General features: G+C 37.3%; 16 protein-coding genes and 1 tRNA gene. 2 read left to right on the top strand and 15 right to left on the bottom strand.

All coding sequences use genetic code 11. From position 1 onward, the window contains the following. The first annotated feature begins 223 nt into the window (after positions 1-223). Both aroF and aroC read left to right on the top strand, forming a co-directional pair. Positions 224-1237, top strand: a complete 1014-nt coding sequence (gene aroF, locus FR7_RS09165; RefSeq protein WP_007936295.1) for a 3-deoxy-7-phosphoheptulonate synthase — start codon at positions 224-226, stop codon at positions 1235-1237. A gap of 24 nt (positions 1238-1261) precedes the next feature. After that, positions 1262-2329, top strand: a complete 1068-nt coding sequence (gene aroC, locus FR7_RS09160) for a chorismate synthase (RefSeq protein WP_007936293.1) — start codon at positions 1262-1264, stop codon at positions 2327-2329. A 127-nt stretch (positions 2330-2456) separates the two neighbouring features. Here the strand turns inward: aroC and FR7_RS09155 are convergent, their stop codons facing one another. The 15 genes from FR7_RS09155 to FR7_RS09085 all read right to left on the bottom strand — a co-directional run bounded on the left by FR7_RS09155 (position 2457) and on the right by FR7_RS09085 (position 14468). Continuing rightward, positions 2457-2990, bottom strand: a complete 534-nt coding sequence (locus tag FR7_RS09155; RefSeq protein ID WP_007936291.1) for a shikimate kinase — start codon at positions 2988-2990, stop codon at positions 2457-2459. Between the two features lie 805 nt (positions 2991-3795). Then, positions 3796-4548, bottom strand: coding sequence for a type I 3-dehydroquinate dehydratase (aroD, locus tag FR7_RS09150; RefSeq protein ID WP_007936287.1), 753 nt, complete (start codon positions 4546-4548; stop codon positions 3796-3798). A 325-nt stretch (positions 4549-4873) separates the two neighbouring features. Continuing rightward, positions 4874-6133 carry a Zn-dependent hydrolase gene (locus FR7_RS09145; RefSeq protein WP_007936285.1) on the bottom strand — a complete coding sequence of 420 codons (1260 nt, stop codon included), beginning with the start codon at positions 6131-6133 and terminating at the stop codon, positions 4874-4876. A gap of 189 nt (positions 6134-6322) precedes the next feature. Next, complete coding sequence (locus FR7_RS09140) at positions 6323-7090, bottom strand: formate/nitrite transporter family protein (protein WP_007936283.1); 768 nt, start codon at positions 7088-7090, stop codon at positions 6323-6325. Between the two features lie 417 nt (positions 7091-7507). After that, positions 7508-7840: a hypothetical protein gene (locus tag FR7_RS09130; protein ID WP_007936278.1), complete on the bottom strand. Its 333-nt coding sequence runs from the start codon at positions 7838-7840 to the stop codon at positions 7508-7510. 101 nt (positions 7841-7941) lie between these two features. Beyond that, positions 7942-8109, bottom strand: coding sequence for a hypothetical protein (locus tag FR7_RS23825; RefSeq protein WP_007936276.1), 168 nt, complete (start codon positions 8107-8109; stop codon positions 7942-7944). Positions 8110-8316: 207 nt separating this feature from the next. Then, the gene (locus FR7_RS09125) at positions 8317-8646 is read right to left on the bottom strand and encodes a DUF960 family protein (RefSeq protein ID WP_007936274.1); all 330 of its coding nucleotides are present in this window, start codon (positions 8644-8646) and stop codon (positions 8317-8319) included. 342 nt (positions 8647-8988) lie between these two features. Next, a complete protein-coding gene (locus FR7_RS09120) occupies positions 8989-9426 on the bottom strand; it encodes a JAB domain-containing protein (protein ID WP_007936272.1) in 438 nt (145 codons plus the stop codon). 291 nt (positions 9427-9717) lie between these two features. Next, positions 9718-9793, bottom strand: a tRNA-Ala gene (locus FR7_RS09115). Positions 9794-9903: 110 nt separating this feature from the next. Continuing rightward, a complete protein-coding gene (locus FR7_RS09110) occupies positions 9904-10821 on the bottom strand; it encodes a chemotaxis protein (protein ID WP_007936270.1) in 918 nt (305 codons plus the stop codon). A gap of 263 nt (positions 10822-11084) precedes the next feature. Next, the gene (locus tag FR7_RS09105) at positions 11085-11963 is read right to left on the bottom strand and encodes a CvfB family protein (protein WP_007936269.1); all 879 of its coding nucleotides are present in this window, start codon (positions 11961-11963) and stop codon (positions 11085-11087) included. 56 nt (positions 11964-12019) lie between these two features. Further along, entirely contained in the window at positions 12020-12388 is a 369-nt protein-coding gene (gene rsfS / locus FR7_RS09100; RefSeq protein ID WP_007936267.1) for a ribosome silencing factor, read from the bottom strand. An 86-nt stretch (positions 12389-12474) separates the two neighbouring features. Further along, positions 12475-13455 carry an LCP family protein gene (locus tag FR7_RS09095; RefSeq protein WP_007936264.1) on the bottom strand — a complete coding sequence of 327 codons (981 nt, stop codon included), beginning with the start codon at positions 13453-13455 and terminating at the stop codon, positions 12475-12477. A gap of 38 nt (positions 13456-13493) precedes the next feature. Further along, positions 13494-14081, bottom strand: coding sequence for a bis(5'-nucleosyl)-tetraphosphatase (symmetrical) YqeK (gene yqeK, locus FR7_RS09090; protein ID WP_007936262.1), 588 nt, complete (start codon positions 14079-14081; stop codon positions 13494-13496). A 135-nt stretch (positions 14082-14216) separates the two neighbouring features. Continuing rightward, positions 14217-14468 (bottom strand): RNA recognition motif domain-containing protein, encoded by a 252-nt coding sequence (locus tag FR7_RS09085; RefSeq protein ID WP_007936252.1) that lies wholly within the window; start codon positions 14466-14468, stop codon positions 14217-14219. Positions 14469-14574: the final 106 nt, after the last annotated feature.

Raw genomic sequence — 14574 nt, 5'->3', positions numbered from 1 at the left:
TTTTTCAATGAGCATTATAGATGGAAATGTCAACTAGCAGCAATCCGCTAAGGACAATTTATTTCCACCATCTCTACAAGACTCATTTGAGTCTTATTTTTTTTACCCGATGGCTAACCGCTCTAAAACTTTCATCATTCTACAAGCAGAAGTTAGTCGCGCTTATTCATCACTAAAGATCCAATTTTAAGTTATAAAAGTAAAATAATAGGGGGTATTTATTATGGTTATCGTATTACATCCTTCTGTAACAACAGAGCAAATTGAAGAGTTAAAGGCAGAATTAGAAAAAGGCGGCTGCAGTGCTTGGCCTACGTATGGAGAATTTCAGACGATTATCGGCGTAGTTGGCAGCACTCATAAACTTGATAAAGATAAGCTGGCAAGTAAAAACTATGTAGAAAAAGTATTATCCGTACAGGAACCTTATAAGAAGGCCAATCGAGTCTTTCATCCAGAAGATACAGTCATTCCAATTGGAAATCAAACCATCGGCGGTAATAAATTAACAATTATTGCTGGTCCTTGCTCAGTTGAAAGCGAGAGTCAAATTTTGTCTGTAGCGAATCAAGTCAAAGCAGCAGGCGCTGGCTTCTTGCGTGGCGGAGCTTACAAACCAAGAACATCACCTTATAGTTTCCAAGGCTTAAAGGAAGAAGGACTGGAATTATTGAAAATTGCCAGAGCAGAAACAGGGCTGCCAATTGTCTCTGAGATTATGTCCGTAAGCAAACTGGATAAATTCGTTGAAGATGTTGACATTATTCAAATTGGTGCAAGAAATATGCAAAACTTTGACCTGTTGAAAGCGGTAGGACAAACTAATAAACCAATTTTATTAAAACGAGGATTATGTGCTACCATTGAAGAATTACTTATGTCAGCAGAGTATATTATGGCTGAAGGTAACGACAATGTTATTTTATGCGAAAGAGGCATTCGCACTTTTGAAACCTATACCCGTAATACTCTAGACTTAAGTGCCGTACTCGCCATAAAGAAATTAAGCCATCTTCCTGTTATTATTGATCCTAGTCATGCTGCGGGAAAATGGTGGATGGTAGAGGCCCTTTCAAAGGCATCCATTGCCGTCGGTGCTGATGGATTGATTATTGAAGTACACAATGATCCTGCTAATGCAAGCTGCGATGGACCACAATCTATTACACCTGAACGTTTCGCCTCATTAATGGGGTTCTTAACGCAGATTGCTAAAATTGAAAATCGCACTATCTAATTTTACACTTCAGGAGGTTAACAAATGAGTGGCTCATGGGGTAAAAAGGTCCAGTATACTATTTTTGGTGAAAGTCACGGAAAGGGGATCGGTATTACCATTGACGGACTACCGCCCGGTTTCGAAATTGACTTAGCAGAAGTAACCCGGGAGCTAGAGCGTCGCGCCCCTGGAAAAAGTCCCTTATCAACAGCACGTAATGAAAAAGACGCATTTACGATTTGGAGTGGCTTTTTAAATGGTAAAACAACAGGAAGCCCACTTTGTTCCATTATTGAAAATAAAGATCAAAGGTCTGCTGATTATGAATCCTTAGCTTGGAAATTTCGTCCTGGACATGCGGATTATACTGGCTCTATAAAGTATAAGCACTTTAATGACTTGCGAGGCGGTGGGCACTTCTCCGGCCGCCTTACAGCCCCTCTCGTATTCGCCGGTGCAATTGCTAAGCAGCTTTTGAGACAACAAAATATTCATATTGGCTCTCATATCCAGCGTATCGCTTCTATTTCAGAATCTCAATTTGATGCGGTTACGATTGACCAGACAATACTAGAACAATTAAAAGCAAAATCATTCCCTGTACTTGACCCTGCTGCGGGCGAATCAATGCAACGATGCATTCTCTCAGCCAAGACTGCGGGAGATTCTGTCGGCGGTATTATTGAAGCAGCTGTCATACACCTGCCTGTCGGTCTGGGTGATCCTTTCTTTGATTCCCTAGAAAGCACATTGGCACATCTGTTATTTTCTATTCCTGCCGTTAAAGGTGTGGAATTCGGTGCCGGGTTTACTTTTGCCCAGATGCGCGGCAGCCAGGCCAATGATGCGATGTATAGTAAAGACAATCTGGTTGTAACCTCCACTAATCACAATGGAGGAATCTTAGGAGGAATCTCCAATGGCATGCCTCTTATTTTTCGTGTAGCCATAAAACCAACCCCCTCCATTTCTTTAGAGCAGAACACTGTGAATGCAAAGGGTGAAAATGTCTCTATTACAGTGGAAGGTCGTCACGATCCTTGTATTGTCCATCGTGCGGTACCTGTTATCGAAGCCGCAGCTGCAATGGCTATTTGGGATGTATTATAGATAACTTAAATTTTAATATCCTTTGATTTTTTGAAATCACAAAAAATCAGCGTCTAGGTATTTACCTTAGACGCTGATTTTAATTTAAAAGTTTCTATTTCATATTCATCATATCTAATAAGTCAGGTTAGTCAGAAATGGCTATTTGCTCACTATCCTGGCTTTTTGCAATTACTTGTAGAATCTGGTCTACTGCAGAATGTAATGACAAACCGTTGGTAATTCGATAATGACAACACCCCTCATATAAATGCTTTCTCTGTTCGTATAAGCTGTAAATTCTCTTCACATTATCTTCCAGCAACGGACGAGCTGCAGCGTCAATCGTTTCTATTATCATTTCGATTGGTCGGTCAATATAAAAGATAGTGCCTTTTTGCTGTAATACAGCTATATTCTCAGGACGAGTCACTACACCTCCTCCAGTAGCAATAACAATCGGTTTCTTGCTGCTAACTTCACGAACAGCATTGCTTTCAATCTGACGAAAGTGTGACTCTCCTAATAAAAAAAGCTCAGAAATAGTCTTATTCTCTTTTTCCTGTATATACTGGTCAATATCATAAAAATCAATCTCTAATCGTTCTGCAATAATCGAACCCAGAGACGTCTTACCACTACCCGGCATACCAATCAACACAACATTATTATGAAATTTCATTACAATACACCGCCTACTATTTTTTATCAGAAAAACGTTTCTCGTCCTTTTGTCATTGCAAACAGAGTAAGCAATCTCTTAACAAACAAAAGATTGCAATGCATACTCGCAATGACAAATCAAAAAATATAGGACAAGAAAGGATTCTATTTATCTTTAATATTCTCCTTTGTATGCCGCGGAAGCAGCATTGTTATCTTTGTGCTTCATAATGACTTATGTTTTTTCACTTACAGCCTTTATAACTCCTAATACCATAAAACAAAAAATAAGACTCTAACGAGTCTTATTTCTATCACAAAACAGTTTTATACTTACCTGCTCGTGTTTAAGCTCTCATTTAACAGTCTATTCATTTGATACATCCCAAAATAGCCAGCACTATAAAAATAGCCCCAACTAAAAAAACTAAAATATTGGTTTCCAAATCTCTTAGTTAAGAATGTAATCATTATAATAGCCTCCGCTCAACATAATACTATTTTCATTATACCAACTAAACAACAATTGTCAAGCATCTATCAAAAAGCAATGATAACATTAATAATTTGTTATTATTTTATCATTTTAAAAAACAAACGTCCTATCGGAATATACTTTTGTAAAATTATAGATGTACAATAATTTTTGTTTGAAAGATAGCTACTTTATTTCAAATTACATAAATAAAATAACTTCTTAATAAGCACATTGTACATCGATCTATACATTGTGTTTATTAAGAAGTTATTACACCTAAGGCTAACATGAATCTGCCGTTGCATCTAAATAATGTGCTAATATATGTAGTTCTTTTTAAAATTACCTACATCCCCATGGATTTTTTTACAATATGGAACACTGTATTTAAATCTTCAATCGGCACTTGCCCAGGTGCAGAGCTGCTTTGACCTACTGCAAAACTAACAGTTGAGCCAAAAACTCCTCCAAACAGGCGAGTTACGGCACCAAGCTCTCCCATTGACATACTAATTACAGGAATCTTCAACTTATTTTTTGCTTCTAAGGTTGCACTCAATAGCGTAAGAACATCTTCTAATGTTTTTGGCATAACTGCCACTTTTGCAACATCAGCACCATATTCTTCTGCTTGTGTAAACCTTTCTTCTAAGCTTTCTTTACTTGGCGTACAATTAAAATTATGGAAGGATGCAATTATTTTCGTGCTATTTTCCCGTGCTACTTTGCATAACTGCTGAAAGTGTTCTGGCAGATTACTCAATTCGCAATCCACATATTCTACACTTGTATTCGTGCAGATGGCTGCATTTAGTTCCATCGCTTCACTATCTGACAGTGGAATGGTTTGACCGCCTTCCCGAATAGAACGAATCGTAAAGATAATCGTTAAATCGCCCGCAATCTCTTTGATTGTATTTGCTAAGGCAACTACTTCATCAGTATTGGCGATAGCTTCAAAGAAATCGGCACGCCATTCAATAATATCTGGTTTTTTTTCTAAAACATTTGCTAATTCAGCTAATACAATTTCTTGATTTCTTCCCACTAGTGGAGTACATATCAATGGCTGTGTTCCTTCTCCAATTATCTTACTCAATTTAAATTAGCCTCCCTTTATATGTTCTATCTCGACAGTTCCTACTCTAGGGTGTGTCTTTAAAAAATAATCATAACGTTTATGCGCTACATTTGCAATATAGTATCCATCATTTAATTTTCGACATATTTTCTTTCAATTGAATGATCTGCCTAAATTTTATCTCCAAGCACCGTCCAGCTTCGCTAGATGCGCGGTACAGAAAAGGCTACTGGCATACTGCCAATAGCCTTTTCCTTGCAAGCATTAATCAATGAACATATATGAATTAGGTTTACATCAATGAACTGTCTTTGTTTTAAAATACACTCACAAAACTTATCATTTATAGCATTGCTTTCTTCCAGGAGAATTCCAAATTAGCAATCTTACGAATTGCCGTCAAGAGGATCTCAGTCCCCGCAACAATATCATCCATACTTGCCCACTCTGCTGGATTATGGCTAATTCCTCCCTGGCAGGGAATAAATATAATGCCTGTAGGAGCCAGGGGAGCTAAATGCATTGCATCATGTCCTGCACCACTAGGCATCAACATATTCGGATAAGGATGCTGCTTGCACACCTCTTGCAACTCTTCAACCATTTCTTTTAAAAGCTCAACTGGAATCTCATCTGTAAGTGTAATTAACTCAATCGTTACACTTCGCTGTGTCTTAATTTTATCAATTCCTGTAATGAGTTCATCAACGACCCACTGCTTACTTGCTAATTGAATTGCACGAATATCAATTCCAAGTTCCACACGTCCTGGAATTACATTAATGGCACCTGGATCCGCTTTAATTACTCCTGTTGTTCCTACGACTCCCAGATGGGCAACCTTCCTTGCCAATTGTTCTACCAATAAAATTACTTCTGCTGCAGCTGTTAAGGCATCTTGACGCATATTCATTGGAGTAGCCCCCGAATGGTCCGCCTGACCTGTTACTATTGCTTTAAAACGAGTAGGCGCTGCAATACCGGTTACGATTCCAATTTGATGATTTGTTGTCTCTAAAACCTTCCCCTGTTCAATATGCAGTTCTAAAAACGCTTTAATTTCTCCTTCATATTGGGCTTGCCCGATGTTCTCCGGTGCAAGTTCTCTTTGCTGTATCGCTTCAGCTAAGGTGATACCATCCTTATCCTTATACTGAACTAGATTCTGAGAAGAAAGCTTCCCGCAAAATGCCTTGCTACCCAATGTAGCAACACCAAACCGACTGGATTCCTCAGCCATAAACACCACAACTTCAATAGGATGATCATTTTGCTCTTGCTGTTCCTCTAGACATTGCAATGCTTCTATCGCTGCTAAAACACCAACAACCCCATCAAAATTCCCTCCGTTCGGGACACTATCAATATGAGAACCAAGCATTACCACCGACTTCTCAGGATATAAGCCCTCCCGACGTCCAATGATGTTGCCAAAAGCATCAACGCGAATTTTCAGCCCAGCATTCTTCATAAGTTCTATAACAATGTTCCGTGCTTCCCAATCAGCATCACCAAAAGCAAGACGCGTAATTCCACCCCCATCCTGTCTTCCAATTACCGATAATCTTTGGAAATTTTCTTCAAGCCTTCTGTAAGAAACCATATAACCATCTCACTTTTACAAATTTTCAAGAAAAAAAGAGACACCTAGGCTGTCTATACAACCTAGGCATCATTGCCAATTTCTTAAATCATATATTTATCTTAAACCATTACTATATGCGTGTCAACATAACACAAGTTTTAACATAAAAACAATTTATTCATACAATTGTCATTATTTAGCTTACCGTTAACTTTGTTTAGATAGATACCAATAAGGCAGGGCTACAAAAAAGATACCGCCAATCATATTGCCTAAAGTAACCCAACTGATATTATAGATAAAATCCAAAAGAGAAACAGCATCTGCTCCAGGCATGATCAATACTGCCGACAGTAAGGTCATGTTTGCAACACTGTGCTCAAAGCCCGTTGTAATAAAGGCAAAAAGGCACCAAAAAATCATGATGAGCTTTCCGGCTTCTTCTTTCATTTTAAAAGAGCACCAAATTGCAAGGCAAACTAATATATTACACAATATTCCCCTCGCCAGAAGCTCCATCCATGGCAAAGATACTTTGCTATGTGCAATTTTAACCATCAACATCGCCGTACTTCCTTGTCCAAGCCCTGATAAAATAAATAAAGATGCTAATAAAAAAGAGCCTAGTAAATTGCCAATAAAACTAAGAATATGTATAGTAAATACATCACTAATCGTTACTTTCTTTTCCATCCTGCCAATTGTCATAATTATATTATTGCCTGTAAAAAGCTCCGACCCTGCCATAATAACCAGACTCAAGGCAATGCCAAAAGAGGTTCCCATAATAATTTTCACCGCTGGAGAATCAGCTTGAGACAAAAGTCCGCCAATGGTAAAAATAAGTAATATACCAAGACCGACATACATTCCTGCTAGAACAGATGACAATAAATATTTGACAGGACTTCCCTTTAATAGTGCTCCTTTTGCCTGGGCTGCGCTTGAAACTTTCTTTATTTCTTCGTAATACATCTGATGCCTCCAAAACTATATCGATTTAGCTAATTTAGTGAAAGATCATAAATAAATATTGGATTTTTTTATAACCAAGCAGGAAATTAAGGTAATCAATCGAAGATAGCAACTATGCGATACTAAGGAGGTGTGTCATGACAATTGAATTTACCTGCTTGTCCTGTACTCGAACCTTTGCGATCCCAATTTCCGATTTATTCAAAACAGATTACCTGTCTTGCATTTGTTGCGGAAAACCAGTTCCAATTGACCTAATCAATTCACTGCAACATGTATGCAGAAGCTTTTCTTTAGATGCAGAGAACTCAACAAACGAATCCCTTTGGCATATTCGCTTTATCGAAAAGGATTAGAAAACACCTGCGCAAAGTACAAAGCATAATCTCAATTTAGTATTAATTGAGATTATATATGTTACTCTTTTTCTAGCATGTTCTTCTTTTTATATTTGGTATAATATGATACGAACCACTGACGTAATACCACAAAGCTCTCAATTGCCACAAACATGGTATAAAGGAGCAAAACCAAGATACAGACACTTTTTACAACTTCGTTCCCAATAACCGATTGAAGCATAAACTTCCCAACATCTAAAATGGGACTGTCCATAGGTATATCTGTAGGAAGTGATACCCGTTGTATTAAATAAACAAGCCGCCCTAAAATCAATAAATATAAATACAACTTTCCCAGTTTTATGATCTGCAGATATTTTTCCTTTGATGATTCTTTTGAAATTGACATTCAATTACCTCTCTTATTTTATCATTCTATTATGATATACAGTATATCATAATAGAATGATAAAATAAAAAAACCACTCTGTAAAAAGTGGTTTTTTATTATTACCTCTTATACCCATTTTTTTCCATCATTCTCGCTCTTTGCTGATTCATCTTCTGTTTAGTAAGCTGTTTTAAATCCACTGGCTCAACCTTTGTACCGTACTCAGATGACAGCATCGTTTCTAATTCATCATGAGTTAAAGTATAAGAAATAATGTCTTTGCTCATGTCATTCTCCTTCCTCAATAATGTGCAAAAAATAAAGAAGATTTGATTCAGATACATAACCCTATGTACGCCATCTGAATCTAAGTCTCATTTATCGAGAGCTTAACCACTTTGAACCCTCACTAATAAAATTTGGAATTCATAAGCGGTTTACTCCTTCAATAAGGAGAATCTTCCTCTTATATTTATATGCAAAAATCCATTATTTTATGAGGTACTTGCATCTGATTCTTTCATTTCATTGGGTAGCATCATTTTTCCACCCTCTTCGCTGCCTATAACCCATATTATAGCATTAATAGGGTATCTGATTGTCTTATAATAAAATATTTCTACCCGCTGAGGCGATTCCTGTCTATGGACTATCTTCTGAAATACCTCACCACCTGCATATTCAATGGATAATTCAAAAATCTGACAGGCATCGACTTGAATTTCATCCTTCTCCCATTGAGCAATTAATTCCCAAAGTATAATCTGTATATCTATGCCTACTGATGACGCCACTAGACTAGTAGCATATTTCTGCTCAAACATGAGAAACACTCCCATTCGATATTTTTCCTAATGCTCTTTTATATATAATTTATGCAACCTAGAGCATGTACAGAACTAATTTCCGGAGAGTGTAAAAATAATTTAAAAAGTAAGTATTGAGTCTAACTTAACGACGTTATCCCGAAACTGAAATAAGATGAAAAGAGTTTGCATTTTGCAAACTCTTAAATTTACTTTCTTATCTTCCCACTTTAACGTTTTAAGATGCTTTTTGTTTTCGTGAAATTGCACAAAGCAAAAATAGAGTCCCCGTCTCTTTCGAACGATGAAACTAAGGCTTTGCTATTTAAAGTTTACTGTCAATAGACCTTTCTGTGAAAATTATATGTATCCATCCACTTTAAGGCTAATGAATTTGTCATCACCAATAATAATATGATCAAGAACTGCTATCTGTAGTATTTTTCCACCCTCAACTATTTGTTTCGTTAATGCTATATCTTCACGACTAGGTTTCGGGTCCCCTGACGGATGATTATGAACCAAAATGATAGCTTTAGAATTTGCTAATATGGCCCTTTGAAATATTTCTATCGGCGTAACAATATTTTCATTGATTGTTCCTATGGTTACTAAGCTTGTCCCAATTACTTGACATTTGGCATCAAGCATTATGATTTGAAAATGTTCAACTGGTAAATTTTCCATCATCGGTTTCATGATTTCGTACGCATCTTCTGCTTTAGTAATTTTCTTAATTTCACTTTTAAAAGAACCATCTTTTGTTAGCGTTATACTATATCGCGGTATTCTATACATCTTCACACCTCTTTTGCCTACAGCAACAATACATTACCTATATTTTCCATTATGGCATGGATTAGTAATTATTGAAAACAATAGTTTATTCGACAATCCTACACTAAATCCTTTATTGCATGAGATAGAGGAGACTACCTTATTTGCCTTGACAACGCTACATTGACACATTTGTCACATGTGCGGTGAAGGCTCTTTTATTTTGCACATTGATATCAATGTATGCTCAAATCACAATAATAAAATAAAAAAGACTCCGACAGAAAAAATTCCGCGAAGTCTATCATTTACTGGTGGAGATGAGCGGGATCGAACCGCTGACCTTCTGAATGCCATTCAGACGCGCTCCCAACTGCGCTACACCCCCACAATCTTGTTGTTACATCAGCAATACTTTTAATAATTTCTTGCCGACATGAATTATATTATCATAGTTAGTTACATAATGTCAATAAAAAGGCTTAAAAACATTATTATTTATAGACATTTTTCATCTAACAAACCAATCAATTGTGCAATTTCAGGCTTAGAAACTTGCCCATCAGCACCAATCGCTTCACCTTTGCGACGCATTTCCTCATTAATCAAAGAGGAAAAAATAATAACTGGCAATTTTGCTAAAGCTCTATCTTCCCTAACGCGTTTTAACAAATGATGACCGTCCATCTGAGGCATTTCAATATCCGTAATTAATAAATTAACGCTTTCTTCAATCGGTGCCTCTGATTCTGCCAACACAGCCAATGCATCCCATGCGTCTTTTCCATTATTATAGGCAGTAATATTAATATAACCAGATTCATGAAGTGTTTCAACCAATAAGTCCCTGAGCATTTTAGAATCTTCTGCTACAATTATGTTCTTCGTTTTTCGCTGCTCTTTCAGTTCATCACTACTCTTAGGAACTGTTGTCAATTTAATATTAATTTGAGGATTAATGTCCGCGACGATCTTTTCGAAATCCAGCAAAATAACCATTTTTTCGCCCATTTTTATGATGCCGACAACCATATCTGAGTTAGTAACATTAGGAGGCGGCTCCATAACTGACCAAGACACTCTATGGATGCGAGAAACTTCATTTACTAAGAAACCAATAAAATAATTATTTAACTCACTTACAATAATATTTTTAGTACTGGATTCTAAATCTTCTGTCCCTAAACAGCGAGGTAAATTGACCAATGGCATTACCCTTCCACGTAACGTAAAAATACCATCAACGTAAGGATGGGAATTTGGCATTTGCGTAATGGGAACCAGATTAATTACTTCTCGAACCTTCGCAACATTGATTCCATAATTGACTTTACCAACCGTAAATTCTACAATTTCAAATTCGTTTGTACCCGTTTCTAATAATATTCCTTTTTTAGCGTTAGCAGCCTCACCCATAGAAACGCCTCCAGTTTTTATATTGCTTATCGCAATTTGCGATTGCCTATCGATTTCATTTACTACTTACTTTTCTAAATTTCTCGGAAAAACCAATAATTCCTTCTTTTTAAACTAATTTTCTGGTAAAATTCCTCAAATATAAAAGATTATTGTCGTTTTAGCGACAATAATCTTTTATAAAGTAAGGAGATATCCATATCCTAATATCAACATTCCCCTGGCAAACAATTACTTGATCTACAAGTTTTTTAAAACATTCTTTATATTTTCTCTTTTTCTAAAAGATAGGTCCAACCATCACGCTGTTCTACATATCCTGTTTTGATTAGCCTTCCTAGGGCTCTTTTAAAAGCAGATTTACTAATATGAAATTTTTCCTTAATAATTTCAGGTGAAGTATCATCACTATAAGGCATTTTACCATTACGAGAATGCAGCAGAGAGAGTATGGCATCCCCATCCGCATCAATCGCTTCCTGCTTAAGAGGACGCATGGAAACATTAATACGCCCATCTTCCCGAATATGAGTAATACGCGCTGTAATCTCATCTCCTACATTGGGTCTTGCAGTAATTTCACTTGTATGCATAAACGCAATATAGCGCTCTTTCGTAAAAATAAAAGCCCCTTCTTCGTTATAGTTGTAAAGCGAACCAGTAATCATATCACCAATTTTAGCATCGGTTGCAGGAACAGAGGCCCTTCTCAACTCATCTTCTACTTCCATGCTTACTGCCGGTCGTCCTGATTTATCGATATAGAGCTTCACCCAGACTTTATCACCGCGTTTTAAATTACCGCGCATACCAGCAAATGGCATAAATACACCACGCTCAGCACCAATATCAACAAAGGCTCCATCACGGGTCGTATTGATCACAGTAACTCTGGCCACCTGTCCTACCTGCATTTTAGGCAAACGCATACTTGCTGTAAGGCGACCTTTAGGATCCTGATACAAATATACAGGAATTTCATCCCCAATTGCTATCGTATCTGTAGTTTGCTGCTGTTTATGCAATAAAATATCATCATTCGTATTGCCAGTGCCAGCATCTAAAAAAATACCAAACTCACTAGATCTGACTGCTTTTAGCGTCACTACACTACCTGGAGTCAGCTTGTTTGTTGTTTCCATTATAACTACCACCTATGCCACCAAGACTTAGACTTACGATCCAAGGCATTGGCAAATTATTTATTTTCACTCAACTGCTCTTCCGTATCCATTACTCGAGCTTTACCCCAAAGGCGTTCTAAATTATAGTACTCTCTTTCTTCTTCTACAAATATATGTGCAATTCCATTACCAAAATCCAGTAAGATCCAGCGTCCTTGACGATGTCCTTCTTTGTGTAATAGATCAATTCCTTGTTTTTTTAGTTCATCTTCAATATTATCAGCAATCGCTTGTACTTGTATGGTAGACTTCGCACTGCATACCACATAAAAATCAGCAACAGAAGAAACACCATCTACATTAAGAACCACAACATCCGTCGCTTTTTTATCCTCAGCCGCCGCCACAATCATTTCTTCTAAGGTTTTAGTTGTATCACTCATCAAAAATCCTCCTAAAATTTAAATATTCATCTTATTTTTATTTGATTATTACACTTCATAGTACATTGTTGTGTCGTTCTTATCTTTTAATTGTTGCTTTTTGGGTCAGTAAATATACCACTCATCTTGGCATTTTCGCTAGTTAGCATACGATCCACGATTTGCTGGGTCTGCTGCTGATCATGACTCCAGAAGCTTATACCATCAATGGTAGCAAATTTTCCTGGCAGCATGTCCACATGTAACTCACTTGCCTTAAAGGACTTTAAAGAATTAGCCACCTTTAACATCTTAAAAGTCGATATATCCGTTGCTATATATTGATTCATAGTATGCAGCAGGGATGGTACTTTTAAAAGAGTACTTACATTCATTGTCTTTTCCACCATGGCTTTTAAAAAACGCTGCTGCCGCTGTACACGACCAATGTCACCCAGCTCATCACTACGAAACCGGACATATTGCCCCGCCTTATTGCCATCTAAATGCTGGTAGCCTTTATTCAGATGAATTGCTAAATCAGCGTAAGGATCTTCATAATCCATATCATTTTCTACATATAAATCAACTCCGCCTAATATATCTACAATTTCAACAAATGCCTGCCAATCAATAACGATATATTGGTGAATAGGAATTTGTAATAACTGCTCAACAGTCTGTACGGCTAAAGAAGATCCTCCATAAAAAAAGGCATGGGTAATTTTTTCGGCACCCTTATGTCCCTGAATGGCAACCCGAGTATCACGTGGAATGGATAATAAATGCAGCGCACCGTTTTCTTTATTAATATTGACAACAATCATCGTGTCCGACCGTCTAGGTGCATTAGGATATTCATTATCGCCGTCGTCTACGCCCATGACTAATATATTCAAATATGGACCAGTTTCTTCGACGACTTTGCCGTTTTCCACTTTTATGCTTAGGGCAGGTGCTGCAGAAAATTTTTGATAGGTATGTACTGCTGCCCAGGTTAAAGAAGTTATAAATGTAAACAAAATAAATAATAGCAAAAACAATCGCTTCCAACGTATTTTACGACGCTGAGGACGCAGGCGTGACATGCGTTTTCCTCCTCTCTAGACATAACCTAAAGATTTTTCTATGTAGTATGCAATATCGGTGTACGCTGCTTGATTAAAAGATCATTTCGAGCTTCAATGGTAGCCGGATGAATTAAGCCACCTTCTTCCAAAATGTAACTTATGCTTTGATCCAATGCCAACAGCAGTGCCTTGTCCAAATCACTATAAGCCATTGCTCTAATTTCTTCCAGACCTCCAAAATTACGACCAGGTTCGATCACATCTGCTAAATAAATAATTTTATCTAATAACGACATATGAGCTCCCCCTGTTGTGTGCAGAAAAATTGCTTGTAAAATTTCTGCATCATGGATGTTAAACTTGCTCTCAGCTAACTTGGCTGAAATGGGAGCATGCAGCAATATAGGTTCTGCTTTTTCGATATCACTAACCACTATACCAAAGGCTTGTGCCATTGGCAAGAGATCAGCTACTGGTACCTCACGGGCTGCGTCATGCAGAAGACCTGCTAAGCCAGCTTTGACCTTGTCACCCCCAAAGCGTTCAGCCATTTCCTCTGCCGTCTTGCTAACACCAACCGAATGCTGCAGTCTTTTGGATGATAATATTTTTGATAATTGAGTTAGAATATATTCATAATCCATTTTCTCACCACAATATTTTTAATTAAACCATTGATTCCACAAATAACTATGTTTGTAATAGTATACATTTCGCCAAAATAGTTGAATTCCCTGCTAAAAAATAAAAGCCTCCTATAAAGAAGGCTTACATTTTAGTTATTGTTCTCTTGGCCTGGCTTCATTCACGACAATCTGCCGCCCACCAAAGTCACTGCCATTCATCATACTAACCATCTTATCAGCATCATCATCATCGACTTCTACAAACCCAAACCCTCTAGAACGCCCTGTTTCCTTGTCTGTGATAATACGACTGGAAATTACATTGCCATGCTCCTTGAACACATCAGCTAAATCACTATCACTTGTTGACCAAGGCAAATTGCCCACATAAAGTGTTTTTGACATTTGGAATCACCTTTCTTTGTTAAATTCTAAAAACGATTGTACTAACATTATCTACGAAACTATAGTATTTATGCCTAACTTTATTTGCCAAAAGCCAAACATGGTA

Origin of the sequence: Pelosinus fermentans DSM 17108, from assembly GCF_000271485.2 — a bacterium.
Lineage (GTDB): Bacteria > Bacillota > Negativicutes > DSM-13327 > DSM-13327 > Pelosinus > Pelosinus fermentans.
The sequence above is the reverse complement of the archived record's forward strand: the minus strand, read 5'-3'. Positions and strand labels throughout refer to the sequence as shown.